The sequence below is a fragment of the Escherichia fergusonii ATCC 35469 genome (genome assembly GCF_000026225.1).
GTDB lineage: Bacteria > Pseudomonadota > Gammaproteobacteria > Enterobacterales > Enterobacteriaceae > Escherichia > Escherichia fergusonii.
Window position 1 is genome coordinate 428,786 of the sequence record NC_011740.1, and the last position, 26,664, is coordinate 455,449.

26 protein-coding genes and 1 pseudogene are annotated in these 26,664 nt (G+C 53.8%); 16 read left to right on the forward strand and 11 right to left on the reverse strand.

Annotated features, from left to right (window positions below; translation table 11 throughout):
- Positions 1-8 precede the first annotated feature (8 nt).
- The 5 genes from EFER_RS02280 (at position 9) to EFER_RS02300 (ending at position 6,274) form a co-directional block, all read left to right on the forward strand.
- A complete protein-coding gene (locus tag EFER_RS02280; protein WP_012599901.1) occupies positions 9-872 on the forward strand; it encodes an oxamate carbamoyltransferase subunit AllH family protein in 864 nt (287 codons plus the stop codon).
- Positions 862-2,409 (forward strand): acyl-CoA synthetase FdrA, encoded by a 1,548-nt coding sequence (gene fdrA / locus EFER_RS02285; RefSeq protein WP_000111789.1) that lies wholly within the window; start codon positions 862-864, stop codon positions 2,407-2,409. The genes EFER_RS02280 and fdrA overlap by 11 nt, the downstream gene beginning before the upstream one ends.
- Entirely contained in the window at positions 2,409-3,827 is a 1,419-nt protein-coding gene (locus EFER_RS02290) for a YlbE family protein (protein WP_000083435.1), read from the forward strand. The genes fdrA and EFER_RS02290 overlap by 1 nt, the downstream gene beginning before the upstream one ends.
- 95 nt (positions 3,828-3,922) lie before the next feature.
- Entirely contained in the window at positions 3,923-4,873 is a 951-nt protein-coding gene (locus EFER_RS02295; protein WP_000661674.1) for a carbamate kinase family protein, read from the forward strand.
- Positions 4,874-4,882: 9 nt separating this feature from the next.
- Positions 4,883-6,274, forward strand: a complete 1,392-nt coding sequence (locus EFER_RS02300) for an amidohydrolase family protein (RefSeq protein ID WP_000662418.1) — start codon at positions 4,883-4,885, stop codon at positions 6,272-6,274.
- Positions 6,275-6,354: 80 nt separating this feature from the next.
- On the opposite strand, the gene EFER_RS02305 is transcribed toward EFER_RS02300, so the two are convergent.
- Positions 6,355-7,101 carry an SAM-dependent methyltransferase gene (locus EFER_RS02305; RefSeq protein ID WP_000354243.1) on the reverse strand — a complete coding sequence of 249 codons (747 nt, stop codon included), beginning with the start codon at positions 7,099-7,101 and terminating at the stop codon, positions 6,355-6,357.
- A 9-nt stretch (positions 7,102-7,110) separates the two neighbouring features.
- Positions 7,111-7,368 (reverse strand): YjhX family toxin, encoded by a 258-nt coding sequence (locus EFER_RS02310; protein ID WP_024256384.1) that lies wholly within the window; start codon positions 7,366-7,368, stop codon positions 7,111-7,113.
- A 388-nt stretch (positions 7,369-7,756) separates the two neighbouring features.
- On the opposite strand from EFER_RS02310, the pseudogene yahK reads away from it, so the two are divergent.
- Positions 7,757-8,804: pseudogene (gene yahK / locus EFER_RS02315) on the forward strand (NADPH-dependent aldehyde reductase YahK).
- A gap of 143 nt (positions 8,805-8,947) precedes the next feature.
- Here the strand turns inward: yahK and tal are convergent.
- Together tal and rpiB are read right to left on the reverse strand one after the other, a co-directional pair.
- Entirely contained in the window at positions 8,948-9,931 is a 984-nt protein-coding gene (tal, locus tag EFER_RS02320) for a transaldolase (RefSeq protein WP_000080385.1), read from the reverse strand.
- A gap of 27 nt (positions 9,932-9,958) precedes the next feature.
- On the reverse strand, positions 9,959-10,417 hold the full coding sequence (gene rpiB, locus EFER_RS02325; RefSeq protein WP_000955483.1) for a ribose 5-phosphate isomerase B: 459 nt from the start codon (positions 10,415-10,417) through the stop codon (positions 9,959-9,961).
- A gap of 392 nt (positions 10,418-10,809) precedes the next feature.
- On the opposite strand from rpiB, the gene EFER_RS02330 reads away from it, so the two are divergent.
- From EFER_RS02330 to EFER_RS02360, 7 genes are all read left to right on the forward strand, one after another.
- Positions 10,810-12,165: an MFS transporter gene (locus tag EFER_RS02330; RefSeq protein WP_000198849.1), complete on the forward strand. Its 1,356-nt coding sequence runs from the start codon at positions 10,810-10,812 to the stop codon at positions 12,163-12,165.
- Between the two features lies 1 nt (position 12,166).
- Positions 12,167-13,921, forward strand: coding sequence for a dihydroxyacetone kinase family protein (locus EFER_RS02335; protein WP_000220049.1), 1,755 nt, complete (start codon positions 12,167-12,169; stop codon positions 13,919-13,921).
- Complete coding sequence (locus tag EFER_RS02340) at positions 13,912-14,703, forward strand: triose-phosphate isomerase family protein (protein WP_000290298.1); 792 nt, start codon at positions 13,912-13,914, stop codon at positions 14,701-14,703. Before EFER_RS02335 ends, EFER_RS02340 begins: the two co-directional genes overlap by 10 nt.
- Complete coding sequence (locus tag EFER_RS02345; RefSeq protein ID WP_000847808.1) at positions 14,700-15,548, forward strand: sugar phosphate isomerase/epimerase family protein; 849 nt, start codon at positions 14,700-14,702, stop codon at positions 15,546-15,548. Before EFER_RS02340 ends, EFER_RS02345 begins: the two co-directional genes overlap by 4 nt.
- Positions 15,538-16,395 carry a phosphogluconate dehydrogenase C-terminal domain-containing protein gene (locus EFER_RS02350; RefSeq protein ID WP_001271874.1) on the forward strand — a complete coding sequence of 286 codons (858 nt, stop codon included), beginning with the start codon at positions 15,538-15,540 and terminating at the stop codon, positions 16,393-16,395. The genes EFER_RS02345 and EFER_RS02350 overlap by 11 nt, the downstream gene beginning before the upstream one ends.
- Before the next feature lie 123 nt (positions 16,396-16,518).
- Positions 16,519-17,481: a sugar-binding transcriptional regulator gene (locus tag EFER_RS02355; protein WP_000361627.1), complete on the forward strand. Its 963-nt coding sequence runs from the start codon at positions 16,519-16,521 to the stop codon at positions 17,479-17,481.
- A gap of 280 nt (positions 17,482-17,761) precedes the next feature.
- Complete coding sequence (locus EFER_RS02360; protein WP_000522235.1) at positions 17,762-18,094, forward strand: heavy metal-binding domain-containing protein; 333 nt, start codon at positions 17,762-17,764, stop codon at positions 18,092-18,094.
- Between the two features lie 72 nt (positions 18,095-18,166).
- Here EFER_RS02360 and EFER_RS02365 read toward each other — a convergent pair whose 3' ends face one another.
- The 7 genes from EFER_RS02365 to EFER_RS02395 form a co-directional block, all read right to left on the reverse strand.
- Positions 18,167-18,409: a DinI-like family protein gene (locus EFER_RS02365; protein ID WP_000497434.1), complete on the reverse strand. Its 243-nt coding sequence runs from the start codon at positions 18,407-18,409 to the stop codon at positions 18,167-18,169.
- Between the two features lie 1,307 nt (positions 18,410-19,716).
- Positions 19,717-22,050, reverse strand: a complete 2,334-nt coding sequence (locus EFER_RS02370; RefSeq protein WP_000783677.1) for a primase-helicase zinc-binding domain-containing protein — start codon at positions 22,048-22,050, stop codon at positions 19,717-19,719.
- A 14-nt stretch (positions 22,051-22,064) separates the two neighbouring features.
- Entirely contained in the window at positions 22,065-22,385 is a 321-nt protein-coding gene (locus EFER_RS02375) for a DUF5375 domain-containing protein (protein ID WP_000856727.1), read from the reverse strand.
- A gap of 135 nt (positions 22,386-22,520) precedes the next feature.
- On the reverse strand, positions 22,521-22,976 hold the full coding sequence (locus EFER_RS02380; RefSeq protein WP_000459294.1) for a hypothetical protein: 456 nt from the start codon (positions 22,974-22,976) through the stop codon (positions 22,521-22,523).
- A complete protein-coding gene (locus tag EFER_RS02385) occupies positions 22,969-23,256 on the reverse strand; it encodes a derepression protein (RefSeq protein WP_001244665.1) in 288 nt (95 codons plus the stop codon). Before EFER_RS02385 ends, EFER_RS02380 begins: the two co-directional genes overlap by 8 nt.
- Positions 23,249-23,848, reverse strand: coding sequence for a host cell division inhibitor Icd-like protein (locus EFER_RS02390; RefSeq protein ID WP_000980239.1), 600 nt, complete (start codon positions 23,846-23,848; stop codon positions 23,249-23,251). Before EFER_RS02390 ends, EFER_RS02385 begins: the two co-directional genes overlap by 8 nt.
- The gene (locus tag EFER_RS02395) at positions 23,845-24,111 is read right to left on the reverse strand and encodes a helix-turn-helix transcriptional regulator (protein WP_001149160.1); all 267 of its coding nucleotides are present in this window, start codon (positions 24,109-24,111) and stop codon (positions 23,845-23,847) included. The genes EFER_RS02390 and EFER_RS02395 overlap by 4 nt, the downstream gene beginning before the upstream one ends.
- 553 nt (positions 24,112-24,664) lie before the next feature.
- On the opposite strand from EFER_RS02395, the gene EFER_RS02400 reads away from it, so the two are divergent.
- The 3 genes from EFER_RS02400 (at position 24,665) to EFER_RS02410 (ending at position 26,542) form a co-directional block, all read left to right on the forward strand.
- Entirely contained in the window at positions 24,665-25,399 is a 735-nt protein-coding gene (locus tag EFER_RS02400; protein ID WP_001283019.1) for a hypothetical protein, read from the forward strand.
- Positions 25,396-25,896, forward strand: coding sequence for an ogr/Delta-like zinc finger family protein (locus tag EFER_RS02405; protein WP_000638633.1), 501 nt, complete (start codon positions 25,396-25,398; stop codon positions 25,894-25,896). Before EFER_RS02400 ends, EFER_RS02405 begins: the two co-directional genes overlap by 4 nt.
- Before the next feature lie 73 nt (positions 25,897-25,969).
- The gene (locus tag EFER_RS02410; protein ID WP_000446139.1) at positions 25,970-26,542 is read left to right on the forward strand and encodes a phage polarity suppression protein; all 573 of its coding nucleotides are present in this window, start codon (positions 25,970-25,972) and stop codon (positions 26,540-26,542) included.
- Positions 26,543-26,664 lie beyond the last annotated feature (122 nt).

Sequence of the window (26,664 nt, forward strand, 5' to 3'; positions counted from 1 at the left end):
GACGGTGTGTGTGGGCGCTAACTGCGGATACTGATTTTCTGGCGCAGCGGGGGCAAGGACAGGTTGAACAGGTCTTTGCCAGAGCGGTAAATATCGCACTTCCGGCCCGCCAGCAGTTGCTGACGCTGCTTTGTGAAGAGTACGACAATGCGCCAAACAGTTGTCGGTTGGCACTCACTCACTTTGATGGTCTGTTCCGTCATGGTGATAAGGTTCAGTTTGATGAGCAAGGGATTACGGTTGGTCAACATCTTCAGATAGAGATGAGTCATTGCCAACGTTGGCTGTCCCCAACCTTGCAAATAACCGCTGAAAATTTTCACCTTATCGCCTGGCAACAGTGGCACGACATTATTCATCAGCACCTGGGGGAAAATGAAACCCTGTTTAATTATCGCGGCGATAATCCGTTTTATCAGGCGTTAAATAAAGAATTACATATTAAACGACGGGCAGTTATTCAGGCCGTAAACGATAAAGAAAATATCGCTTTGGCGATTGCTAATATGATGGGGTTAGGGATTGGCCTTACGCCATCAGCCGACGATTATTTAACAGGTCTGGCGCTTATTTTATTTATTCCCGGGCATCCGGCGGAAAAATACAAAGAGGAATTTTATCTCGGTCTGCAACGCGGCAGAAATAATACCACGTTACTAAGTGCCATAACGCTGGAAGCCGCATTACAGCAACGTTGTCGGGAAAATATTCACCATTTTATTCACGACATTATTTATGGCATCCCTGGGAATTCAACCCAGGGAATAGAAAAAATTAAACATATTGGTTCCAGTTCCGGCTGCGACATGCTGTATGGCATGGCTGATGGTTGTGCGCTGAGCCAAACCTACGGAGGGAATTATGTCAGTTAAAATAGTCATTAAACCGAATACCTATTTTGATTCTGTCTCGCTGATGTCTATCTCCACACGTGCAAATAAACTCGACGGCGTCGAGCAGGCATTTGTGGCGATGGCGACCGAAATGAACAAAGGCGTTCTGAAGAATTTAGGGCTGCTGACGCCGGAGCTGGAACAGGCGAAAAACGGCGACCTGATGATTGTCATCAACGGCAAAGCGGGCGCAGACAACGAGCAGTTGCTGGTGGAGATTGAAGAGCTGTTCAACAGCAAAGCGCAAAGCGGCTCGCATGAAGCGCGTTACGCCACTATTGCCAGCGCTAAAAAGCATATCCCGGAAAGTAACCTGGCAGTGATTTCGGTTAACGGTCTGTTTGCCGCTCGCGAAGCACGTCAGGCGCTGCAAAACGATCTTAACGTGATGCTGTTTTCCGATAACGTCTCAGTTGAAGATGAACTGGCGCTCAAGCAACTGGCCCACGAAAAAGGGCTGCTGATGATGGGGCCAGACTGCGGCACGGCGATTATCAACGGCGCGGCGCTCTGCTTTGGTAACGCTGTGCGTCGCGGCAACATCGGTATTGTTGGCGCATCCGGCACCGGTAGCCAGGAACTGAGCGTCCGTATTCATGAATTTGGCGGCGGCGTTTCGCAACTGATTGGCACCGGCGGGCGCGACCTGAGCGAGAAAATCGGCGGCCTGATGATGCTCGACGCTATCGGGATGCTGGAAAACGATCCGCAAACTGAAATCATTGTACTTATCTCCAAACCGCCCGCGCCTGCGGTGGCCCGCAAAGTGCTGGAACGCGCACGCGCCTGCCGCAAGCCGGTGGTGGTCTGCTTCCTCGGTCGTGGCGAAACGCCAGTGGATGAGCAGGGGCTACAGTTTGCCCGCGGCACCAAAGAGGCGGCATTGAAAGCGGTGATGCTCTCCGGCGTGAAACAGGAACATCTCGAGCTGCATACGCTGAACCAGCCGTTGATTGCGGATGTGCGGGCGCGTCTGCAACCGCGGCAGAAATACATTCGTGGCCTGTTCTGCGGCGGCACGCTGTGTGACGAAACCATGTTCGCGGTGATGGAAAAACACGGCGATGTCTACAGCAATATCCAGCCCGATCCTGAATTCCGCCTGCAAGATATCAACCGCAGCATCAAACATACCTTCCTCGACTTTGGCGATGACGACTTCACCAACGGCAAGCCGCATCCAATGATTGACCCCACCAACCGCATCAGTCGCTTGATCGAAGAAGCGCGCGATCCAGAAGTGGCGGTGATCGTGATGGATTTTGTGCTCGGATTTGGATCGCATGAAGATCCGGTCGGCTCCACCATCGAGGCGATCAAAGAAGCGAAAGCGATCGCTGCCGCCGAAGGCCGCGAGTTGATCATTCTCGCCTATGTGCTGGGTACCGATCTCGATACGCCATCGTTAGCACAACAAAGCCAGATGCTGCTTGATGCCGGGGTGATTCTGGCCAGCAGCAGCACCAATACCGGATTGCTGGCGCGTGAATTTATTTGCAAAGGGGAGGAAGCCTGATGAGCCAGTCACTGTTTAGCCAACCGTTGAACGTTATTAATGTCGGCATCGCTATGTTTAGCGATGATCTGAAAAAGCAGCATGTAGAAGTAACCCAACTCGACTGGACGCCGCCGGGGCAGGGCAATATGCAGGTGGTGCAGGCGCTGGACAATATTGCCGATTCGCCGCTGGCAGACAAAATCGCCGCCGCTAACCAGCAGGCGCTGGAGCGCATTATCCAGTCGCATCCGGTGCTGATTGGTTTTGATCAGGCGATTAACGTGGTGCCTGGCATGACGGCGAAAACCATTCTTCACGCCGGGCCACCAGTGACCTGGGAAAAAATGTGTGGCGCGATGAAAGGCGCGGTCACCGGAGCGCTGGTGTTCGAAGGGCTGGCGAAAGATCTCGATGAGGCGGCTGAACTGGCGGCTTCCGGGGAGATCACTTTCTCGCCGTGCCACGAACACGACTGCGTGGGTTCGATGGCGGGTGTTACCTCGGCCTCGATGTTTATGCACATCGTGAAAAACAAAACCTACGGCAACATCGCTTACACCAATATGAGCGAGCAGATGGCGAAGATTTTGCGTATGGGTGCCAACGATCAGAGCGTGATTGACCGCCTGAACTGGATGCGCGATGTGCAGGGGCCAATGCTGCGCGACGCGATGAAAATTATCGGCGAAATCGATCTGCGCTTAATGCTGGCGCAGGCGCTGCATATGGGAGATGAATGCCATAACCGCAATAACGCCGGGACGACGCTGCTGATTCAGGCGCTGACACCGGGAATTATTCAGGCGGGTTATTCCGTTGAGCAACAGCGCGAAGTGTTTGAGTTTGTCGCCAGCAGCGATTACTTCTCCGGCCCGACGTGGATGGCAATGTGTAAAGCGGCGATGGATGCGGCGCACGGCATTGAATACAGCACCGTGGTGACCACGATGGCGCGTAACGGCGTCGAGTTCGGCCTGCGGGTCAGCGGATTACCGGGGCAGTGGTTTACCGGCCCGGCGCAGCAGGTCATCGGCCCGATGTTTGCCGGTTATAAGCCGGAAGATTCTGGGTTGGATATTGGCGACAGTGCCATCACCGAAACCTACGGCATTGGTGGATTTGCTATGGCGACCGCGCCTGCAATCGTCGCGCTGGTGGGCGGTACGGTGGAAGAGGCTATCGATTTCTCCCGTCAGATGCGCGAAATCACTCTCGGCGAAAACCCCAACGTGACCATTCCGCAGCTCGGATTTATGGGCGTGCCGTCGGCAATCGACATCACCCGCGTGGGTAGCAGTGGCATTCTGCCAGTGATCAACACCGCCATTGCCCATAAAGATGCAGGCGTCGGCATGATTGGCGCGGGCATTGTGCATCCACCCTTCGCCTGCTTCGAGAAAGCCATTCTTGGCTGGTGCGAACGTTACGGCGTCTGACCTGCAAAGTGCACTTTACGATCCCTTCTCCCTTCTGGGGAGAGGGGCAACCTCACTTTCATAACCTCATCACCCTCTGTAGCGGACATAACAACATGAAAGAGCTTGTGGTCGTTGCCATTGGTGGCAACAGCATTATCAAAGATAACGCCAGCCAGTCGATTGAGCATCAGGCGGAGGCGGTGAAAGCCGTGGCCGAGACGGTGCTGGAAATGCTGGCTTCCGATTACGACATTGTGCTGACCCACGGCAACGGGCCGCAGGTTGGGCTGGATCTACGCCGTGCGGAGATTGCCCACGAGCGCGAAGGGCTGCCCTTAACGCCGCTGGCGAACTGTGTGGCAGATACGCAAGGCGGCATTGGCTACTTGATCCAACAGGCGCTGAATAACCGACTGGCGCGTCACGGCGAGAAAAAAGCCGTCACCGTGGTGACTCAGGTGGAAGTGGATAAAAATGATCCGGGTTTTGCTCACCCCACCAAACCTATCGGTGCATTCTTTAGTGAAAGCCAGCGTGACGAATTACAAAAGGCAAACCCTGACTGGCGTTTTGTTGAAGATGCCGGGCGGGGCTATCGCCGCGTGGTCGCCTCGCCGGAACCGAAACGTATTGTCGAAGCACCTGCCATTAAGGCCCTGATCCAGCAAGGCTTTGTGGTGATTGGCGCGGGCGGTGGCGGAATTCCGGTGGTGCGCAGCGAAGCGGGGGATTACCAAAGCGTGGACGCGGTTATCGACAAAGATCTCTCCACCGCGCTGCTGGCCCGCGAAATTCACGCCGACATTCTGGTGATCACCACTGGTGTCGAAAAAGTCTGTATTCATTTTGGCAAACCGCAGCAGCAGGCGCTCGATCGGGTGGATGTTGCCACCATGACCCGCTATATGCAGGAAGGGCATTTCCCGCCTGGCAGCATGTTGCCAAAAATCATCGCCAGCCTGACATTTTTAGAACAGGGCGGCAAAGAAGTGATTATCACCACGCCGGAATGCCTGCCCGCGGCGCTGCGTGGCAAGACGGGCACCCATATTATTAAAACGTAAGGACGTAAGATGAAAGAAAACAATAGCCGTCGTGAGTTTTTGAGCCAGAGCGGTAAGATGGTCACCGCCGCCGCGCTGTTTGGTACCTCTGTGCCGCTCGCCCATGCGGCAGTCTCTGGCACAACCCACTGCGACGCAAATAACACCATGAAAATCACTGACCCGCATTACTATCTCGATAACGTGTTGCTGGAAACCGGTTTTGACTACGAAAACGGCGTGGCAGTACAGACCCGCACGGCGCGCCAGACCGTGGAGATTCAGGACGGTAAAATTGTTGCGCTACATGAGAACAAGCAGCATCCGGACGCCACGCTACCGCACTATGACGCTGGCGGTAAACTTATGCTGCCCACTACTCGCGACATGCATATTCATCTCGACAAAACCTTTTACGGCGGACCGTGGCGCTCACTCAATCGCCCGGCAGGCACCACCATCCAGGACATGATTAAGCTCGAGCAGAAAATGCTGCCGGAACTGCAACCCTATACTCAGGAGCGGGCAGAAAAACTGATCGATTTATTGCAGTCGAAAGGCACCACCATTGCCCGCAGCCACTGCAATATCGAACCGGTTTCCGGCCTGAAAAATCTGCAAAATTTGCAGGCGGTGCTGGCGCGACGTCAGGCGGGCTTCGAGTGTGAAATCGTCGCCTTCCCGCAGCACGGTTTGCTGCTGTCGAAATCGGAACCCTTAATGCGTGAAGCGATGCAGGCAGGGGCGCATTACGTCGGCGGGCTGGACCCGACCAGTGTTGATGGCGCGATGGAAAAATCCCTCGACACCATGTTCCAGATTGCGCTGGACTACGACAAAGGCGTCGATATTCACCTGCACGAAACCACTCCGGCGGGCGTGGCAGCCATCAATTATATGGTTGAAACAGTGGAGAAAACGCCGCAGCTAAAAGGCAAGCTGACCATCAGCCACGCCTTTGCGCTGGCTACCCTCAACGAGCAACAGGTAGATGAACTGGCGAACCGGATGGCGGCGCAGCAAATCTCGATCGCCTCGACGGTGCCGATTGGCACGCTGCATATGCCGCTTAAACAGTTGCACGACAAAGGCGTAAAAGTGATGACCGGAACTGACAGCGTTATCGACCACTGGTCGCCTTACGGCCTGGGCGACATGCTGGAAAAAGCCAATCTGTATGCGCAGCTCTATATTCGTCCTAACGAACAGAATTTATCCCGCTCGCTGTTTTTAGCCACTGGTGATGTATTGCCGCTCAACGAAAAAGGCGAGCGCGTGTGGCCAAAAGCGCAGGATGACGCCAGCTTTGTGCTGGTGGACGCCTCCTGTTCCGCCGAGGCGGTGGCGCGTATCTCGCCGAGAACGGCAACGTTCCATAAAGGGCAACTGGTGTGGGGGAGTGTTATCAACAAGGATAGTTAACATGGCAGAAAATAACGCCTGGCAGAGTTCAGAGCGAACCTCAAAGCTCGCCAGGTGTTATCAGTGTCGAAGTTGCAATGTTATCTTCTCATTAGCGCAAACACTCCCCAGCCCAGATATTCTCTTGTCCAGGTGACATGACGCACGGGCGATGTGCTCAATTCCGCCCTCACCACAGCGGCAAAATCATCATCCGGGTTCTCGTCAAGCCAGCGGCGCATCGTCAGCCATTTAGCCGCTTCATAGCGATCCCATCCTTCCTGGTCGGCTAATACCATTTCTACGACGTCATAACCAAACGCCGCAAAAGAAGCCACCCGTTCAGGGAGGGGAAGAAAATCAGCCAACGCTTGCGCCCCGCAGGCATGGGCTATCTCCTCGCTGGTGGGTAACTGGCGCCAGTACGGCTCACCGATAAGTATGATCCCTCCGGGTTGCAGACTTTTTGCCAGCAGAGAAATCGTTCCGGCGACGCCTCCGGCAATCCAGGTTGCGCCAATACAGGCGGCGACATGACATTTTTCATGGGCGACATAACCGCTCGCATCGTTATGAATAAATGCCACCCTGTCGCCAACGCCGAGTTCCTGTGCGCGCCGCCGGGCCTGTTGTGTAAACAACGGACTCATATCAATACCCAGACCGGTAATGCCGTGATCGCGCGCCCAGGTGCAGAGCATTTCGCCGGAACCGCTACCCAGATCGAGGATGCGTGTTCCGGGCTTCATGCGCAAGACTCGCCCCAGCGTGGCATATTTTTCTGCGGTGAAGGGGTTGTGAATGCGGTGCGCGCTTTCACTAATGGTAAAAATAGGTGGGATATCCATACACTCTCCTTAGCGATTATCCAGCTGTGCGCGAACGTTTTGCAGCCCGCTGGTGTTGATGCGATAAGGCTGACCGTTGACGGACTTAATCAGCCTTTTGGTTTTGAGTTTTTTGAACACGGCGAGCGTGCAGTCGGTAAGCAGCAGCCCGTCACGGCTGTAGCATTCAACAGCGGTGACGCGGCCTGAGGCATCGCGAAGATGGGCAATACGTCCACCTTTGGCGAGAACGTGTAAGGTACGTTGTTCCTGACGGGATAAATTCATACTGGAAACCTGTTTCATCATCATATGCAAAACCCGCAAGCACAGCGTGGTGCTCACATTTGATTTAGGCGCATTGATAACCAGCCCGGCGACAAAGGTCGGGAAACTGATTATCGGATGATGACATTCTCCAGCATCTAAGCCTCGGATTGAGTTCAGGTATTTACGATATGAATGATAACACCGGGTGATAAAAGGGATATCGCTGGTGCCAGAAAGTGTGATCTGCCACGGAAAACGACACCACTGTTGGTCATTAAACTCTCCGGTATCGACGTCTCAGAACCCATAACGGGCAATCATTCATTGGCTATATTCAATGAGCGTGTTTTGCTACAAAGACGTTCCTCACATCATCCAGATACCTCTTCGAACAGGAGTGAATGCAATGAATATCAAGGCTATTGGTGCTTATTCCGCTAAACAACCACTTGAACCGATGGATATCACCCGCCGTAAACCCGGCCCTCACGATGTCCAGATTGAGATTGCTTACTGTGGTGTCTGCCATTCCGATCTCCATCAGGTGCGTTCAGAGTGGGCGGGAACGGTCTACCCCTGCGTGCCGGGCCATGAAATTGTCGGACGCGTGATTGCCACCGGTGAGCAGGTTGAAAAATATGCCGAGGGCGATCTGGTGGGCGTTGGCTGCATAGTGGACAGTTGTAAACACTGTGAAGAGTGTGACGACGGACTGGAAAACTACTGCGATCACATGATAGGGACCTATAACGCGCCGACGCCGGACGAACCGGGCCATACTCTGGGCGGCTACTCACAACAGATCGTCGTTCATGAGCGATATGTTCTGCGTATTCGTCACCCGCAAGAGCAACTGGCAGCGGTAGCCCCATTGCTGTGTGCGGGGATCACCACTTACTCCCCGTTGCGCCACTGGCAGGCCGGGCCGGGTAAAAGTGGGCGTGGTCGGTATTGGCGGCCTGGGGCATATGGGGATCAAGCTGGCCCACGCAATGGGGGCGCATGTCGTGGCCTTTACCACCTCGGAGGCAAAACGTGAAGCGGCAAAAGCTCTGGGGGCCGATGAAGTGGTGAACTCCCGCAATGCCGACGAAATGGCGGCGCATATGAAGAGTTTTGATTTTATTTTAAATACGGTCGCTGCCCCGCATAATCTTGATGAGTACACTACCTTACTGAAACGCGATGGCACCATGACTCTGGTCGGCGCGCCCGCTACGCCGCACAAATCACCGGAAGTCTTCAACCTGATCATGAAACGCCGCGCGATTGCGGGGTCGATGATTGGCGGTATCCCTGAAACCCAGGAGATGCTCGATTTTTGCGCCGAACATGGCATTGTTGCCGATATTGAAATGATCCGCACCGATGAAATAAACGAAGCCTATGAGCGAATGTTGCGCGGGGATGTGAAGTATCGTTTTGTTATTGATAATCGCACGCTGGCAGAATGAGTGTTTGAATCGAAAAGCCCGTAATCTGTGGTAGTACGGACTCAACCTGATGATAAAGCCCAAAAAATAGCGCGGACGGTCCCCTCGCCTCCTCGGGGAGAGGGTTAGGGTGAGGGGAAAACCGTGTTCGTAATCCTTTGTGATTACACGCTGATTTCAGCAGCGTGCTTGTACACAGTCAACTTAACGGCGAGCATCGATTCCAGCTTCTCCTGGTCTTCGGCAAACAACCGTATGCCTTCTGCCAGCTTGTCCACTGCCATCGCATCCTGATGGTGCTGCCAGTAAAACCCGGCTTCGCTAAGCGGCGAGGGGCGGTTTTCTACGGGTACATCGGCGCTAAGTTTACGCACTACTTTGCCGTGCTGCGCTGCCAGCTCGCTCAGCAGAGCGGGGGAAATCGTCAGACGATCACAGCCAGCCAGTGCCAGCACCTGCTCAGTTTTACGGAAACTGGCCCCCATAATCACCGTCGGATAACGATGCGCTTTGTAGTAACGGTAGATGTCTCGCACGGATACCACGCCAGGATCGCTTTCTGCTTCATAACTGCTCTGCGGCTGATGTTGTTGATACCAGTCGTAAATACGCCCGACAAACGGTGAAATCAGATACACCCCGGCCTCCGCGCAGGCGCGGGCCTGAGCAAAAGAGAAAAGCAGCGTCAGGTTGCAATTAATGCCTTCTCTTTCCAGATCTTCTGCGGCGCGAATGCCCTGCCAGGTCGCGGCGAGTTTGATAAGAATGCGCGATTTATCAATCCCTTGTTGCTGATACAGGCGCACGAGTTTACGGGCTTTAGCGGTACACAGACCGCGATCGAAAGACAGACGAGCATCTACCTCAGTAGAGACGCGACCCGGCACATGATTCAACAGTTCAATCCCGATATTCACCGCCAGCTTATCGCTGGCATTCATAATCTGCGTCTGGGTAGAACCGCCCTGTTGCAGGGCAAACGCAATGGCATTATCGATAAGTGGCTGATAATGCGGGATTGCCGCAGCCTTGAGGATCAACGACGGATTAGTCGTGGCATCCTGCGGCTTAAAACGTGCTACGGCGTCAATGTCGCCGCTGTCGGCCACCACGGTGGTAAGGCGTTTAAGTTCATCTAACTGACTCATAATCTTGACCCTTTCATAAAAGAGAGGTTATGCAGATTTACCCTGTTTCTCGTAGTAGCTGATCTTGTCAACTTTCGGCGCTGAGCGTCCGCCTTCGAACTCTGAAGCCAGCCACACATCAACAATATTCTTCGCCAGCTCCGGGCCGATAACACGCGCGCCCATCGTCATGATTTGCGCGTCGTTGCTCTTACGGGCGCGCTCGGCGGAGTAGGTGTCGTGACATTGCGCGGCACGGATACCCGGCACTTTATTCGCCACAATTGCCATACCTATACCGGTGCCGCACAGCAGAATGCCGCGCAGGTAAGTGCCATCGCTGACAGCACTGGCCAGATTAAAGGCGATATCCGGGTAAATGAGCGAGTTATCAGCAACGTCGTGGCTGAAATCGACAACTTCGATCCCTTTCGACTGTAAATGGGACTTCACCAGATTTTTCAGCTCGGTTGCCGCATCATCAGCACCAATCGCGATTGTTAACATAATGGTTTCTCATAGTAGGGGACATGGGTGTTCATATGAGCAATGATCATTCATGTGAACATTTTGTAACTGGATAAAAAGTAGCTTTTAATAAACATAAGTTCAACGTGTTTTCATATGAACAGTAAAAAAGATCGGTTAACGCCCATTTTTACCTGCTTTCAGGATTTGAAAGTCGCCAGGAAAGACATTATGAGGGCGATCACATTTTCACTTGTCGAGCATATGCGCAAATCTTATGAGCTGCTAATGTACATTTGTCATGTAGCAAAAATGTAAATGGATTACACGAGCAGGAAGGGAATTACGCGTATTCATCATTGCTGGTAAGCCAGCAAAAACATTTACCTTCTGATCCCACCGGCAACCAGGTTTCCGGAAGGAGAGACACTGTGACTCGTACTCAGCAAAAACCTGCGACTGAGGTAGAAAAATCCGCGATTCGTAAGATTTCTATCCGTCTCGTCCCCTTTGTTGCTTTGATGTTTTTCATTAACTTCCTCGACAGAACGGCGATCTCCTTCGCTGGTCCTAACGGCATGATGCAGGACCTTGGATTGCAGGTGGCACAATTCGGCCTGGCCTCAGGGATTTTCTTTATTGGCTACATTCTTCTGGAAGTTCCCAGCAACCTGGCGTTGCACCGTTACGGCGCGCGCCGCTGGCTGGCGCGTATTATGGTTTCCTGGGGAATCGTTTCTCTTTTATTCACCTGGGTGAGCAATGTTGAAGGGCTTTATATCCTGCGCTTGCTGTTGGGTGTGGCGGAAGCGGGCTTCTTCCCTGGCGCGATATTTTTCCTCAGCGCCTGGGTTCCGGCGCGTCATCGCAGCAAAATTCTGGCACTGTTTTATCTTGCGCAGCCGCTGACTGTGGTCTTCGGCGCACCGCTGGCGGCCTGGTTTATCAATCAACACGGTCTGTTCGGCCTTGAAGGCTGGCGCGTCATGTTCCTTGGTGTGTCGATTCCGGCTATCGTCGTGGGCGTGATTGCGTGGTTCTATCTGATTGATAAACCTAACGATGCCAAATGGCTGACGGCCCTGGAGAAACAGTGGCTGAACACTGAGCTTGCGCGGGAAGATGCGCAGAAATCCAGTGCCGCCAACCACAGCCTGCGTTCAGTGATGTCCAATGGTCGCGTCTGGGTACTGTGTCTTATCTACTTCGGTTTTGTTTACGGCCTGTATGCACTGGCGTTTTTCCTGCCAACCATTATTGGCGGTTTCCAGAGTCAGTTTAACGTCACCTTTGGCGTGATGGAAAAAGGGCTGATTACTGGCGCGCCGTATCTGGTGGCGGCGATTGTGATGTACTTCTGGTCGCGTGATGTCACGCGCCGCGGTTGCAAAACCTGGCATATCGCACTACCCGCGTTGGTCGGCGCAATTTCTGTCCCCACCGCACTTTATATGGACACGCCGTTTGCCACGATGGTCGTTATCTCATTAACCGCCAGCGCCATTTTTGCCGCACTGCCTAATTTCTGGACCTTACCAACACAGTTCCTCTCAGGGGCGTCTGCCGCCGCAGCTGTGGCGTTGATCAATACCCTTGGCAACGTGGCCGGTTTTTCGGCGGGCTACATTACCGGTGCGCTGCACGATGTAACGCACAGTTATCTGGCGCCAATGATGGTGGTGGGGGGATTTATGCTGCTGTCGGCAATTCTGATGCTGGTATTAAGCCGTATTCCCCATACGTCCAGTGCCGCCGATGTGAAGATGAAACGAGCAGGAGAGCACTAATATGACATGGCTTTTTAATAATCCCTCCGACTTTGCCAAAGAGATGGTGGCGGGTTTCGTCAGCGCCAATGCTGACATCGTGCGCCAGGTGCCGGGCGGGGTTATTCGCAATACCCAAAGTCAGCAAGGTACGGTGGCGATTATCATCGGCGGCGGCTCGGGCCACTACCCGGCGTTTGCCGGGCTGGTCGGCCAGGGACTGGCCCACGGCGCGGCGATGGGAAACTTATTCGCCTCACCCTCCGCGCAGCAAATTTGCTCGGTGGCGAAAGCCGCCAACAACGGGGCGGGCGTGCTGTTAGCGTTTGGCAACTACGCCGGGGACGTTCTGCATTTTGGCCTCGCACGGGAGCGCCTGATTGCAGAAGGCATTCCCTGCGAACTTATCGCCGTTACTGATGACATCACCAGCGCCGGACAACATGAGCCCGAAAAACGCCGCGGCGTGGCGGGCGATTTAGTGGTGTTCAAAGCGGCTGCGGCTGCGGCGGAGCAGGGGGCTTCACTGGAAGAGGTACTTACCGTCGCCAGACACGCCAACGATCGCACCCGTACCATCGGGGTCGCCTTTTCTGGCTGCACATTGCCAGGGGCGGAGCAGCCTTTGTTTACCATTCCGCAAGGGCAAATGGGCTTTGGCATGGGGATCCACGGCGAACCGGGTATCCGTGAAATAGCCGTGCCGGGGGCCGATGAACTGGCGACAATGTTAGTTGAACATCTGCTCAACGATGTTCCATCTGGCGTGAGCATCAAAGGTGCCCGCGTTGGGGCGATCTTAAACGGTCTCGGCTCTGTGAAATATGAAGAACTTTTTGTAGTCTGGCACAGCGTGCAGCAACGGCTGAACGAGCAGGGCATTATCCTGGCTGATATTCAGGTCGGCGAATTTGTCACCAGTTTCGATATGGCGGGCCTGTCACTGACGCTCATCTGGTTTAGCGAAGCGTTAGAGGCACAGTGGCAGGCTCCGGCTTACACGTCGGCTTTCAGGCGTGGCGCGGTAATTGCCGCGCAGCCACGACAGGCGAGCAGTGACGATGAATGTCAGCAGCAGACCGTTCCCGCGGCGTCTGATGCCTCGCGTAGCGCCGCCGTTCGCGTAGTGGCGATGGTGGATGCGCTGGCTGAGGTGGTGATTGCAAACGTTGATGAGTTAGGGCGCATTGACGCGGTAGCCGGTGATGGCGACCACGGTATGGGTATGGAGCGCGGCGTGCGAGCAGCGCGCGAAAGTGCGCATCAATACCTGGCGCTGGGCGCAGGCGCAGGCACCGTTTTGCAACAGGCCGCCGACGCGTGGGCTGATAACGCTGGCGGCACTTCCGGCGCGATTTGGGGCGTTATCTTAAATACCCTCGGCACCGCTCTGGGTAATCAGCAGCAACCGCAGGCGGATACCGTCGTCCAGGCCGTGAGTGACGCAGCCCACGGGGTAATGCATTTCGGTAAGGCTAAACCGGGTGACAAAACGCTGGTGGATGTCCTGCTGCCGTTTAGCGAAGCGCTGAATGAGAACGTCAAAAAAGGTTTACCGCTGGCTCAGGCGTGGCACGCTGCCGCAAGTTATGCGCAGCAATGTGCGAAAGACACCTCACAGTTGCTGCCGAAAATTGGTCGCGCCCGCCCGCTGGCTGAACGCAGCCTGGGAACGCCGGATGCGGGCGCCGTCTCGCTGGCGATGATTGTTACGGCAGTGGGCGGCTGTTTTACCGAAGCGGCTGGTCGTGAGAAAGAGGGGGCGGTATGGCAGTGAACCTCACTCTCGGCGTGAGCCTGAAAATGTATTTCGGTTATGCGCAAACCCTTGACTGGAGTCGGCAGGTAGCGGAAATCGTGCGGCAACATCCGCTGTTAAAAGCATACCCGCAAACCACCTTATTTACCTTTCCCTCTGCGCCGGTCATTGACGGTACACTGGGCGCGTTCGCTGGTACGGCAATGCAGGTTGGAGCGCAGAATATTGCCCCCGCAGCGCCTGGCGCCTGGACTGGAGAAACCAGTGCGGCGATGGTTGCCGAAATGGGCGGGCGATTTGCCGAAATTGGTCACGCTGAACGGCGTCGTCATTTTCATGAGGATGACGCGGTAATTTGCCGCAAAGTGCAGTTGGCGCTGGAAAACGGCCTGACGCCGGTTATCTGTATCGGTGAGCCGCAGCAACTGCCTGTTGCTGATGCCACCGACTTCGCCATTCAGGAGGCGAACGTCATCATTCACTTTCTGCAACAGCTTGGGCTTAGCGGGGATTTGATTTTTGCCTGGGAGCCGCAGTGGGCCATAGGCGCGCCGCAGCCTGCCAGCGCAGAATATATCCAGTCCGTCTGTGCGGGACTGCGCAGTTATTTGTCTACTGTTGCGGGTCATCACCGCGTGATTTACGGTGGCAGCGCCGGACCGGGGTTACTGAGCGAGCTGTGGCCGGATGTCGATGGCCTGTTCCTCGGGCGTTTCGCCCATCAGCCTGCTGCAATAGCGGCGATCCTGGATGAGGCCTATACCCTGTTAACGCGCAGCGAGACGAAGGAGCATCTGTGAAAACTGGACTCAGCACCTGGGCCTATTTCTGGCAGTTATCAGAAAAAGCGCCCAAACCTCTCAGCCTGTTCGACGCCATTGACGACAGCCAGCGCCTTGGCGCGACGGTATTTCAGATTTGCGATTATCCGCAAATCGCCCAGTGGTCCTCCGGTGAGCGCACGCGGCTGGCAGAACACGCTGCCCGTGCCGGGATCACGCTGGAACTGGGTACTAAAGGCATTAAGCCAGACCATCTGCAACGTTATCTGGCGATTGCCGCTGAACTGGAGTGCTCGCTACTGCGCACCATGATCAACAGCCCGGATCATCGCCCGACCTTAAGCGAAGCCCGGCGCAGCGTGGAAACGGTGCTACCAGCGTTTGAACAACAGGGCGTGGCTATCTGTTTAGAAACTTACGAGCAGGTGCCGACCGACGACAATATTGCGCTGGTACAAGCGATAAACTCGGCGCGATTTGGCATTTGCCTTGATCCCGCCAACTGCATTGCCAGCCTGGAATTGCCTGCGGAGGTGGTGGCGAAAACGGCGTCTTACGTTCTGAACTGGCATGTTAAAGATTTCGCTTTCTCCCGCCGCGACGGTTGGGTGGGCTTTACGCTGGCAGGCTGTCCGCTTGGTGAAGGACTGCTGCGCTATGACGATATTTACCAGCAAATTCAGCCACAAACGCGTGGTATCAACCAGATTATTGAGCACTGGCTGCCCTGGCAGGGCGATAGCGAAACTACCTGTCGTCTGGAAGCCGCCTGGACCGAACATAACATGCGTTATCTGCTTGATAAGCAAAACTTAATCAATGCTTCTTCCACCCAATCTAAGGAGTCAGACCATGTCTGCTGAATTAAAAACGATTACCGTCATCGGTGCCGGCGGCAAAATGGGGATGCGTATTTCAGCTAATTTCCAGAACAGCGCCTATCACGTTTTTTATTGCGAAAACTCACCGGCGGCACAGCAGCAGATCATCGCGAAAGGGCGCGAGCTTTCCGACGCGCAGTCCGTCGTTCCGTTAAGCGATGTGGTTATTCTGGCAGTACCTGATATTGCGCTGGGGAAAGTTTCAGAATCGGTCGTTCCGCAGATGAAACAGGGGGCAATTTTACTGACGCTTGATCCAGCAGCCGCTTATGCGAATCTCATCGCCCAGCGTGATGGGATTGAGTACGCCGTTGCGCACCCCTGTCACCCGTCGGTGTTCCTGCAACGCTATACCAAAGAAGAACATGAAGATGCCTTTGGCGGCGTTGCGGCAGTGCAGCACGTTGCCGCCTCTTTTGAGACCGGCAGCGAAGCGCAAAAAGCGCAGTTAAGTCAAGTGATCAGCTGCATGTATGGCCCGGTAGAGCAGGTGCATTGGGTGACGGTGAAGCAGCTTGCTTACCTGGAGCCTACGCTGGTAGAGACGGTGGCCTGCATGGTTGGTGCCTTTATGAAAGAAGCGCTTGATGAGACGGTGAAACACAGCGGTGTCCCGGAAGAGGCGGCGAAAGCCATGCTGTACGGACATATTCAGATTGCGCTTGCTGTGGCTTTCCGGGCGACGAACCCGTTCTCTGATGCCTGCATGATTGCGATGGAATATGGCCGCGAAAAAATCGTTAAGCCGGACTGGAAAGTGATTTTTGAAGAGCAGGAACTGGATAAAGTCATCGCCAGAATGTTGAAAATCGACCGCATTAAACGTTGATACAACGCTCCGCTATCCCCCTGATGGCGGAGCAGATCTTTTTCTCTGCGTCAGCAGATCTGATACAATTTTTGCTAAACGGCAATGTCATCCCTCTTTTCTTCTATGGAGAACCCGCCTCGCATGGACAAATCCAGCCAGACTCAGGATTTTGAACTACTCACCGAGATAGCCATTGCGTACTACTGCGATGAGGTCACACAAGAAGAGATAGCCAATCGATTCGGTTTTTCACGGATTAAAATTGGTCGGTTACTAAAGCGTGCGAAAGAAGAGGGCATTGTCGAGATTAACGTTCGTTATCATCCGGTTTTCAGCACCCAGCTTGAAAAACAGATGCAGGAACGTTTCCCGATCTCCCGCGCTTTGATTGCTCTTGATCATAATGATGAAGATGAACAGCGCCGCCAGGTGGCAGCGCTGGTTTCTAATTATCTCGCCAATAATCTGCGTGACAATATGGTCGTCGCGGTCGGGCAGGGGCGTAATGTGGCGGCAGTCGCTGAACACATCAGCCCAATCCAGACAAAAGATTGTCATTTTGTTTGCGGTATTGGCGGTACGCATCGTCCTGGCGATATCATCAACGCCGACCATATCAGCCGTCTTCTGGCGAAGAAATTTGGCGGCAGCAGCGAATCGCTCTATGCGCCCGCCTACGTTGAAAATCCCGAGCTTAAAGTGGCGTTGATGCGTAATGGCACCATAAAGGAGACGCTGGATCGCGCACGCAAAGCGGATATCGCGCTGGTAGGTATTGGTGATATGAATGAGAACAGCTATATGGTGAAGCTGGGCTGGTTTACGCCGCAGGAGATCAACGATGCCAGTCTCAATCAGGGGGTCACGGGCGATATAGCGGGGTATGATTTCTTCAACGCCCAGGGGAAACATGTCAATACCGTGATGGACGATCGCGTCATCGGGTTGAGTATTGAAGAGCTACGCCAGATCCCGTGCGTTATTGCTATCGCCTCCGAGAACACCAAAGCAATGTCAATTATGGGAGCATTACGTACTGGTGTGATTGATATTATCGCCACCAGTGCGCGCAATATCCGCACTATTTTGAGTATGACGCAATAGTTTGGGATTAATAAATCCAGTGGGTGATATTGCCAATTGTGTAGGTATATAAATCGAAACACAACGACAGGCGGCTATCCTGACTCTTTCATGTGGCTCTATAGCCAAATTTTATGATTATCGCAGGAATACCGTCTTTTATGGCATCGTGTTCCTCTGCTTGTTGGCGAGATAATTAAAGTGGGATGCTCTGCCAGGCGAATCATGACAACATACGGCAATGGGGCATTTACACCAAACCGGATGAAGCGAACTCATATTTGAGCTACTCAGGAGGAACATGGGACTTTTTGACAAACTTGGTGGAGCGCGTGAAAACACGTTTATGACGCAGGGCTGCACCACTCTTCCCTCATTGCCGGGGTATGATGTGGTGGAGTCTCTCGGTATTGTTGAATACGTTATTAAAAACGTTGCTGGTGACATAACAAAGCGAGAGACAAGCGTGTTTCAAAAGTTACTTGAAACGGCAAAAAAAAGTGGTGCGAATGCGGTTGTTAACGCCAGAATTATGACGGGCTCATACGAAGCGCAGGGGCCAAAATGGCAGGTTACCTATGTAATAGCCTATGGGGATGCCGTAGTAGTTAAAAAACTGACTTGTTCCCCGTAGCTGCAGGGCGAGAATGGGCGCAGATCCGCAACAGCGATATCAATATACGGTTGAAGCGGATCTTCCAGGATATCACTCACTTACCAGCCAGAATTCCGCTTCTTCGAACATTTCCTGAACGACGGCACTTATCCGCTCTTTCTCATGTTTGCTGGCATCCGTGTTAATCGCTGGCAGTGTCATCATCGGTTTAACCCGGACATCTGCATCCGGGAAGATCCGGTGCACTCTCTTACTCAGTTCATCTAAAATGATCTCTTTTGCACCAGGCAGACCATCAAAATTCCTTTTGTCATAAACGAGTTCCACGAACATTGCGCATTGCCTCTTAACTGGACGTATATACAGTTTTTATACTGTATTTCTAACCAGTATTCAAGATATGGCACTTCGCATCTACTATTCAGATGCACGCCTACATCATCAATGATGTGAGAACGGTAGAGCTTGAGGATTATATTTTTGTACGCATAAGCAGACTGAATTCGCAATACGCGGGTTCAGATTCTTGATAAATTGCGCATTGTTCCTGCCGGATGCGGGGTAAATGTTTTGTTCGTTCTGAAATGTCAATAAAATACAATGCATTTCAGGAGGTTAGTCGGCCTGATAAGCGTAGCGCATCAGGCAATTTGCATTTGTCATCAGTCGCAATCCGCATTACATGGTTCTTTATTGTCACTACTCAAATTCGCTGTCGCCATTTTGCCGCCACAGCCCAAGAAAAAGGCTACGCTTTCGCGTATCCATTTGATTTATTTTATGAGTGCGAAATATCGTCAGCACACACTTCTATGGCTCTGTCTTTCTTTACATTCCACCTACGCTCGGCAACTAACAGAAAGTGTTGGTATTGGCCTCATGGGAATTTCTCGCTGTTTTTTCTGATGTTCCAGAGGAGCGTCATTGCCATGAGTCGTCTCCATGCTTTTAGACCCAATGAAAACGATGGTTCTTTTCGTTGGGCCTGACAATGGGCTTAAAAAGTTCAGAATAAATTAGTTTGCTTGAGATTTTGCGAGACAAATTGAAGGCACAAAAAAGCCCGCAGGGCTTGCGCCATGCAGGCTTTCAGGACTTCATCGGATGGCTCTGGTAATCACCGATGGAGAATTTTGGTGGGCTGGCGGAGTTTGAATAAATATTGTATTGCTTTGATTTTTAATGATTTTATTTAATTCAGTTTTTATGCGTATACCTAATCGTATACCAATGGCTGTAAGTTAATGTGAAATGAAAGCGTATTTTTATTTGGATTGATGCTATATCGTACAGGAAAAAATTTTTTTTCGAAAGAACTGTTCACACTGTTCACCCTTTGATTTTCTCCTTTTATTTCATAGTGATAGGTGGTGAATAATGGGTGAAGGGTGAACATTCGATTCTTCACCTCCGGCATTCTGCCGGTGTGACTCATACCGGTGATTAATCCCCCGTACTGAAAATCGCACAGGGAGAAAAAAGTTTTTTTTGATTTGATTGTTCACACTGTTCACCTTTCATTTTTCTCTTTTAATTTCAGTGTGATAACGGGTGAACATACGGTGAAGGGTGAACAGTGGATTGTTCACCTTCGGGGAATTCAGGGATAAAAAAAGACCGGCAGATGCCGGTCAGGTGGGTCAGGCTGTTGCAGGGTCGTCACATTTTGGCAGCCAGTCGCCGTAGCTTTCCTCTTTCAGTGTCAGGTTGGTCTGTATCCCCTGTTTGGTATGGCGCTTCTCGTAATTCAGTCCGTATTCCTTCAGCATCACCGGCAGCCCCAGCCCGAACATTTTCAGACTGAGTACATTCCGGTAGCCGTTTGCCTCCATGTAGGCCAGATAGGCGTGATAGAGGTATTTACGGTAATTACGCGGGATGATACTGGCGTTCCCCATATACATGCCGCTGGTCTGCGGCAGGGTTTCCAGATAGCCGATAAAATCAAACGTCGGGTCGGCATCCCGTTTGATGTTCAGTGCCTCGTCTGAGTTCTGCTGGGACTGAAGCAGTGACCGGGCGAGCATCGGGTCGCTGAACTTCTGCATCAGGTGACGCACGATGACCGCCAGCTCGCGGGTGATTTTGTCCTTAAGCTGCGGGTCGCGCTCCTGCGGGGCTATCTGTTCCGGGAAGTGAATAATCACCCGCCGGCGTGACACGCCGCCGCTGCGGTCGGTGAAGCGCATCGGGTTATTGTTCACGGCCAGAATCACCGCCGGGATGTGCGTGGAGTACGCATCCCGGTATTTCGGGTCAACGGACACTGCATCGCCGCCGGTGATGGCCTTGAGTCCGGCTCCGTCGCCGCTCCATTTTTCCTGGTCCGGCAGGCGTATCAGTGAGAAGCCAGTTAACGCGGCACGTTCACGCGGGGATTCCAGCGTCTCAATGGTGGCCGACGTGGCGTTATCCTCACCGGCCAGCAGGGTGGCTATTTCGGCCATGATACTTTTGCCGCTGCCGCCGGGACCGGTCACCTCCAGAAAGAGCTGCCAGTCGTAGCGGTTTGCCAGCACCATAAACAGTGCGGCCAGAATCACGTCGCGTTTTTCCGCACGACCACCGGCAGCACGGTCAAGCCAGCGCCAGAACGCGGGAGCGTGGGTTTCCAGCGTTTCACCGTCCACCGGCGGGGTGAAATCCACATCACACAGGGTACGCATCCAGTGTGACGGACTGTGCGGGTGGAACGTACCGTTCTGCGTGTCGAGCACGCCGTTACGAAAGCCAATCAGGCGGCGGGAGGGGGCTTCCTGCTGCGGAATAATCAGCTTCAGGGTGTCCACCACGGAGGCCACCTTCCCGGAGGAGAATGGCGCGCGCAGACGCTGAAACAGCCCGGCCACATCCCGGGCAAAGTCCTGTGGCGGCAGCACCTTCCAGACACCATTTTCATAGCGGGACAGAAGCTGGCCGTTGGCATCGACCGCGAGCGCCTCGCCGTAATGCTCATAGATACGCATGGCCTTTTCGCTGGTACTCATGGCGGAAAACTCCGCTTCGCTCATGGTGTCGAACGGGCTTTCAGCCGGTGGCCGGATGGCATCATAAATGGCCTTACGGGTGGCCTCCCCGCCGTACTGCGTGAAGGCATCATTCCAGTCACCGAAGACCGGCGGCAGGGCAACAACACCTTCACACGCATCTGCGGCTGCGGCGGCTTTTTTCTGGCCGTCACCGCTGAGGTCACGGTCAGCGGCAAGGACAATCTGACAGGCGGGGTGCTTCTGCCGGGCAAGGCTGGCCAGAGAAAGGAGGTTCACGGAAGAAAGCGCCACCATCACCGTTTCACCGGTCAGGTGATGCACGGTAAGTGCGGTCGCGTATCCCTCCGCTATCCACAGACGTTTTCCGGCCTGATTCTGTCCTTCAAGGATGTGACAGGTGCCCCTGACCTGTCCGCCTTTCAGGGTGCGCTTACGGCCGTCAGCACTGATTAACTGAAGGTTAACCAGTTCGCCGCGGTCGTCATACAGTGGCACCACAAGGTCACCGGCGCGCCAGCTCACGCCACCGGCTCTGTGTGTGCCGGTCAGCATCCGGCATTCCCGGCCGGGAAAGCCCTTGCGGGTCAGGTAGGCGTTACCGGTTCCGGGACGGGTTTTCGCCATCAGGGTTTGTGCCAGTGCGGCGGCGTTCTTCCGGGCAGCGTCTGTTTCAGCAACAGCGGCGGTCGTCACTGCCGGGTCAGCCGGGGGCAGGCTGCCGGTCACGGCAGCCACCTTTGCGGCCGCATCGGACGGGGAAACACCAAACACCTTTTCAACCAGTTTCAGGCCGTCACCGGCACCACACTGATTGCAGTACCAGGTGCCGCGCCCCTCCCTGTCATCAAAACGGAAGCGGTCACTCCCGCCACAGACCGGACAGGGCTGATGACGGTTCTTCAGCACCTGAATCCCCAGCGCCGGGAGGATACGCGGCCAGTGGCCGAGTGCATGGCTGACGGTGGCGGTTACGTTCATTTTCATGGTGTTGTTCTCCTTCAGTGCAGTACCGGCGCTTTTATGTGACGGGCACAGAGTTCATCCATCACAACCAGCCCGAGAAAGGACAGCGACGGCGCGGCCTTCAGGGGGCCGGATTCCATTAAATCTTCCAGCAGGGCACAGGCTATCTGACGCCCTTTTTCCTCACCGTGCTGGTGCAGATAAAAGCCTTCCAGCTCAGCGGCGATGGCCGCCTCCAGTGACTCAAGGGTGAGATGCGGGTAGCGGTGCTGACGTTCGCACACGGTCAGCCAGGCACAGGCGACAGCGCGACGGTAAAGGGCAGCGCGTAAGACGGGCGGTAAGGGGGTTTTCATTTGTTTTCCTCCCTGTGACAGATGACTGCATTCCGTGCCGGTTGCATTAACTGATAAGGCATATCTGCGTCTCCTGAAGACGTGCGTATCCCTGCGCGAATACGCACATTTAATTTTTCGGGTGTCGTTTTTTAATTACAGATAATTGCGGTAACTGTTATCCGGGGTGATTTCCGGGTCAGGCTCCGTGCGGGGAATTTCCCGCCATTCCCGCGCCACCGGTGCCGCCCGGCTGACCGGAACAGGGTCCTGCGGGTAAATATCCAGATATTTCTCCCGCCATTTCTGTAATTCCGGGTCTCCGGCCATTTCTTTCAGTACCGCATGCCGGTTTACGGGGCTGCGTTTAAACAGGTCAGGACGGTCACAGGTAAATTCCCGCAGAAAACGCCCCAGCGGGATGTCTGTGGTGCGCCCGTCAGCGAGGATACGCACAAGGATACTGAATTTACGGCGGTACGGGTTCCAGACAATGTCCGGGCAGCGGTACGGCATTTCCCACGGAATACCGTCTTCCAGAATGCCGACCACGGCCACATCGGGAAAACCGGCAGAACGGTAAATCTCACCAGGCTGGGGAAAATCAAACATGCGTCCTGTCTCCCCGGTCTTTCTGCTGGGCGAGAAAATCGCGGCACAGGCCTTTGGCTTTCAGCTCATTCAGCACAAAATCAATATCTTCATTCAGGTAGCTGAAAATATGCGGAATGTAGAGCTGATGCAGGCCGGAGAGTTCACGGTGAATCAAATCACCCCCAACAAACTGGGATACGGCGCTGGCGCGGTTGAGCTTATGGTAAGCCTCAATGCTGAGGTGTTCACGGGCGTCATGACGCGCTGAGACGGTCTGAGGGGCTTTTTTATTACGCACGGGACACCCCCATCACTGGCAGACGGGCAGCAAGGGAGAGCACATAGTCACGGACAAGGGAACGGCGGGCGCTGCGTTCATCACCGGCGACGGTGCGAAGCATGCAGATACGGGGATGACGGTCTGCGCGACGGACAGCCGCAAACACAAAGACAAATTCAGGGTGTGAAGGGGTAAGGGTTGTAGCCATGATGGCAGCCTCCGTTAGATAGCAGGTTACGCTATCGCCGGAGTTTCCACGCTCGATGGCGATAGCCCAGACGGGGGTGGAAATACCGGCTCTAACGGATACCGGCCAGCCCGGAGGCTGCCCCGCCTGAGCTACCATTGACTCTGCGGCATAATGAGCGGACGCGGGCAGGATGCACGGAGTGCCATCTGCTCGACTGACCACACACCACACCATAATCTGGCGCTCTGTGGCGTTGATTGCGACACAAAAAAAGACGCATGGCGCGTCATATGTCGCCGTTAGATTGCTCGGGTTTCCACGCCCGGCTGCCGATTTTGCGACAGCGGAAAAACTATATCCGCAAATGCCGGAAAAAGGCAAGCCAGAAAAAGGGAGTTTTTGCAGAGCGGGCATCATCATGCGTCGTACCCCCGTTTGCGTCCGGCAATGCGCCCGGCCATCCATGCGGTGACTTCAGAGTGCAGCCAGGCCACATTTTTACCGCCAAGACTCACCTGCGGCGGAAATTCCCCCTTACGGATGAGTTCATAGATGGTCGAGCGTGACAGGCCGCACAGGTGCATCACTTCCGGAAGACGTAAAAAACGCTCCTGTGTGATGTCCGGCAGCGGCATCAGTGGCGTCACAGGGGCGGGAGACGGGGAAGAAAAAACAGCTTGCATCGGGCTACCTCGTTAATGTCCATACAGCACCGGATAAGTCCGTCCGGCTTCGGGTAGCGCTTTATTTTGTGAATATTTTCAGCAGACGCAACAGGGGGGATTTGTTCCGGCAGCCTTACAATGCTTGTGTATTTTTTGTTCATCTCCACTTAAAGTCATTTAAAGCCACTTAAAGCAATTCGTAATTTTTATAGTGAAATACAAATCGTTTTTTCTTATTCATTCCCGGCGAATTAATAAAAACAAACAGTAATAAACAGCACAAAAAGCCCATCAACGGGTGAACAGTGGTGAACAGACGGTGAACAGTCATTACTGCGATTGTTCACCCTTTAACTTACTGTATTACTTATCTTTTTTCTTATGGTGAACAGAGGTGAACAGTAAAATATAAAAAAAATAAACAGTAAGCCGTTTTTTCCAGCGACCTTTTCCTGGCTTGCCGGTGTGAGGATGAGTCTCCTGTGTCAGGGCTGGCACATCTGCAATGCGTCGTGTTGTTGTCCGGTGTACGTCACAATTTTCTCAACCTGAAGTGACGAGGAGCCGGAAAATGTCTGACAACACCATCCCTGAATATCTGCAACCCGCACTGGCACAACTGGAAAAGGCCAGAGCCGCCCACCTTGAGAACGCCCGACTGATGGATGAGACCGTCACGGCCATTGAACGGGCAGAGCAGGAAAAAAATGCGCTGGCGCAGGCCGACGGAAACGACGCTGACGACTGGCGCACGGCCTTTCGTGCAGCCGGTGGTGTCCTGAGCGACGAGCTGAAACAGCGCCACATTGAGCGCGTGGCACGCCGGGAGCTGGTACAGGAATATGACAATCTGGCCGTGGTGCTGAATTTCGAACGTGAACGCCTGAAAGGGGCGTGTGACAGCACGGCCACCGCCTACCGGAAGGCACATCATCACCTTCTGAGTCTGTATGCAGAGCATGAGCTGGAACACGCCCTGAATGAAACCTGTGAGGCGCTTGTCCGGGCAATGCATCTGAGCATTCTGGTACAGGAAAATCCGCTCGCCAACACCACCGGCCATCAGGGCTACGTCGCACCGGAAAAGGCTGTCATGCAGCAGGTGAAATCATCGCTGGAACAGAAAATTAAACAGATGCAAATCAGCCTCACCGGCGAGCCGGTTCTCCGGCTGACCGGACTGTCAGCGGCAACACTTCCTCACATGGATTATGAGGTGGCAGGCACACCGGCACAGCGCAAGGTGTGGCAGGACAAAATAGACCAGCAGGGAGCAGTGCTTAAGGCCAGAGGACTGCTGTCATGATTTACTGCCCGTCGTGTGGACATGTTGCTCACACCCGCCGCGCACATTTCATGGACGATGGCACCAAGATAATGATTGCACAGTGCCGGAATATTTATTGCTCTGCGACATTTGAAGCGAGTGAAAGCTTTTTCTCTGACAGTAAAGATTCAGGAATGGAATACATTTCAGGCAAACAGAGATACCGCGATTCACTGACGTCAGCCTCCGGCAGTATGAAACGCCCGAAAAGAATGCTTGTTACCGGATATTGTTGTCGGAGATGTAAAGGCCTTGCACTGTCAAGAACATCGCGGCGTCTGTCTCAGGAAGTCACCGAGCGTTTTTATGTGTGCACGGATCCGGGCTGTGGTCTGGTGTTTAAAACGCTTCAGACCATCAACCGCTTCATTGTCCGCCCGGTCACGCCGGACGAACTGGCAGAAATCCTGCATGAAAAACAGGAACTGCCGCCAGTACGCTTAAAAACACAATCATATTCGCTGCGTCTGGAATGAGGGCTGCCGGTTAACACCGGCCGTCGCCGCACACCGTATTTTTATTCTTCACCATGATGAGAAAGAGATAACGATGGAAAGCACAGCCTTACAGCAGGCCTTTGACACCTGTCAGAATAACAAAGCAGCATGGCTGCAACGCAAAAATGAGCTGGCTGCGGCCGAACAGGAATATCTGCGGCTTCTGTCCGGGGAAGGCAGAAACGTCAGTCGCCTGGACGAATTACGCAATATTATCGAAGTCAGAAAATGGCAGGTGAATCAGGCTGCCGGTCGTTATATTCGTTCGCATGAAGCCGTTCAGCACATCAGCATCCGCGACCGGCTGAATGATTTTATGCAGCAGCACGGCACAGCACTGGCGGCCACACTGGCACCGGAGCTGATGGGCTACAGTGAGCTGACGGCCATTGCCCGAAACTGTGCCATACAGCGTGCCACAGATGCCCTGCGTGAAGCCCTTCTGTCCTGGCTTGCGAAGGGGGAAAAAATTAATTATTCCGCACAGGATAGCGACATTTTAACGACCATCGGATTCAGGCCTGACGCGGCTTCGGTGGATGACAGCCGTGAAAAATTCACTCCTGCGCAGAACATGATTTTTTCGCGTAAAAGTGCGCAACTGGCATCACATCAGTCTGTGTAAAACTCCCCGAAAATCCGCCCGTTTTTACTGAAAAAAGCCATGCATCGATAAGGTGCATGGCTTTGCATGCGTTTTCCTGCCTCATTTTCTGCAAACCGCGCCATTCCCGGCGCGGTCTGAGC

Excerpts from the sequence above, each read along its gene's own strand:
- EFER_RS02340 (WP_000290298.1), top strand. The coding sequence starts at position 13,912 with ATGGCAGTGAACCTCACTCTCGGCGTGAGCCTGAAAATGTATTTCGGT.
- EFER_RS02365 (WP_000497434.1), bottom strand. The coding sequence starts at position 18,409 with ATGTTCGTGGAACTCGTTTATGACAAAAGGAATTTTGATGGTCTGCCT.
- EFER_RS02355 (WP_000361627.1), top strand. The coding sequence starts at position 16,519 with ATGGACAAATCCAGCCAGACTCAGGATTTTGAACTACTCACCGAGATA.
- EFER_RS02410 (WP_000446139.1), top strand. The coding sequence starts at position 25,970 with ATGGAAAGCACAGCCTTACAGCAGGCCTTTGACACCTGTCAGAATAAC.
- EFER_RS02290 (WP_000083435.1), top strand. The coding sequence starts at position 2,409 with ATGAGCCAGTCACTGTTTAGCCAACCGTTGAACGTTATTAATGTCGGC.
- EFER_RS02300 (WP_000662418.1), top strand. The coding sequence starts at position 4,883 with ATGAAAGAAAACAATAGCCGTCGTGAGTTTTTGAGCCAGAGCGGTAAG.
- EFER_RS02305 (WP_000354243.1), bottom strand. The coding sequence starts at position 7,101 with ATGGATATCCCACCTATTTTTACCATTAGTGAAAGCGCGCACCGCATT.
- EFER_RS02370 (WP_000783677.1), bottom strand. The coding sequence starts at position 22,050 with ATGAAAATGAACGTAACCGCCACCGTCAGCCATGCACTCGGCCACTGG.
- EFER_RS02390 (WP_000980239.1), bottom strand. The coding sequence starts at position 23,848 with ATGATGATGCCCGCTCTGCAAAAACTCCCTTTTTCTGGCTTGCCTTTT.
- EFER_RS02405 (WP_000638633.1), top strand. The coding sequence starts at position 25,396 with ATGATTTACTGCCCGTCGTGTGGACATGTTGCTCACACCCGCCGCGCA.
- tal (WP_000080385.1), bottom strand. The coding sequence starts at position 9,931 with ATGAGTCAGTTAGATGAACTTAAACGCCTTACCACCGTGGTGGCCGAC.
- EFER_RS02335 (WP_000220049.1), top strand. The coding sequence starts at position 12,167 with ATGACATGGCTTTTTAATAATCCCTCCGACTTTGCCAAAGAGATGGTG.
- EFER_RS02310 (WP_024256384.1), bottom strand. The coding sequence starts at position 7,368 with ATGAATTTATCCCGTCAGGAACAACGTACCTTACACGTTCTCGCCAAA.
- EFER_RS02395 (WP_001149160.1), bottom strand. The coding sequence starts at position 24,111 with ATGCAAGCTGTTTTTTCTTCCCCGTCTCCCGCCCCTGTGACGCCACTG.
- EFER_RS02400 (WP_001283019.1), top strand. The coding sequence starts at position 24,665 with ATGTCTGACAACACCATCCCTGAATATCTGCAACCCGCACTGGCACAA.
- fdrA (WP_000111789.1), top strand. The coding sequence starts at position 862 with ATGTCAGTTAAAATAGTCATTAAACCGAATACCTATTTTGATTCTGTC.
- EFER_RS02295 (WP_000661674.1), top strand. The coding sequence starts at position 3,923 with ATGAAAGAGCTTGTGGTCGTTGCCATTGGTGGCAACAGCATTATCAAA.
- EFER_RS02350 (WP_001271874.1), top strand. The coding sequence starts at position 15,538 with ATGTCTGCTGAATTAAAAACGATTACCGTCATCGGTGCCGGCGGCAAA.
- EFER_RS02360 (WP_000522235.1), top strand. The coding sequence starts at position 17,762 with ATGGGACTTTTTGACAAACTTGGTGGAGCGCGTGAAAACACGTTTATG.
- rpiB (WP_000955483.1), bottom strand. The coding sequence starts at position 10,417 with ATGTTAACAATCGCGATTGGTGCTGATGATGCGGCAACCGAGCTGAAA.
- EFER_RS02380 (WP_000459294.1), bottom strand. The coding sequence starts at position 22,976 with ATGTTTGATTTTCCCCAGCCTGGTGAGATTTACCGTTCTGCCGGTTTT.
- EFER_RS02375 (WP_000856727.1), bottom strand. The coding sequence starts at position 22,385 with ATGAAAACCCCCTTACCGCCCGTCTTACGCGCTGCCCTTTACCGTCGC.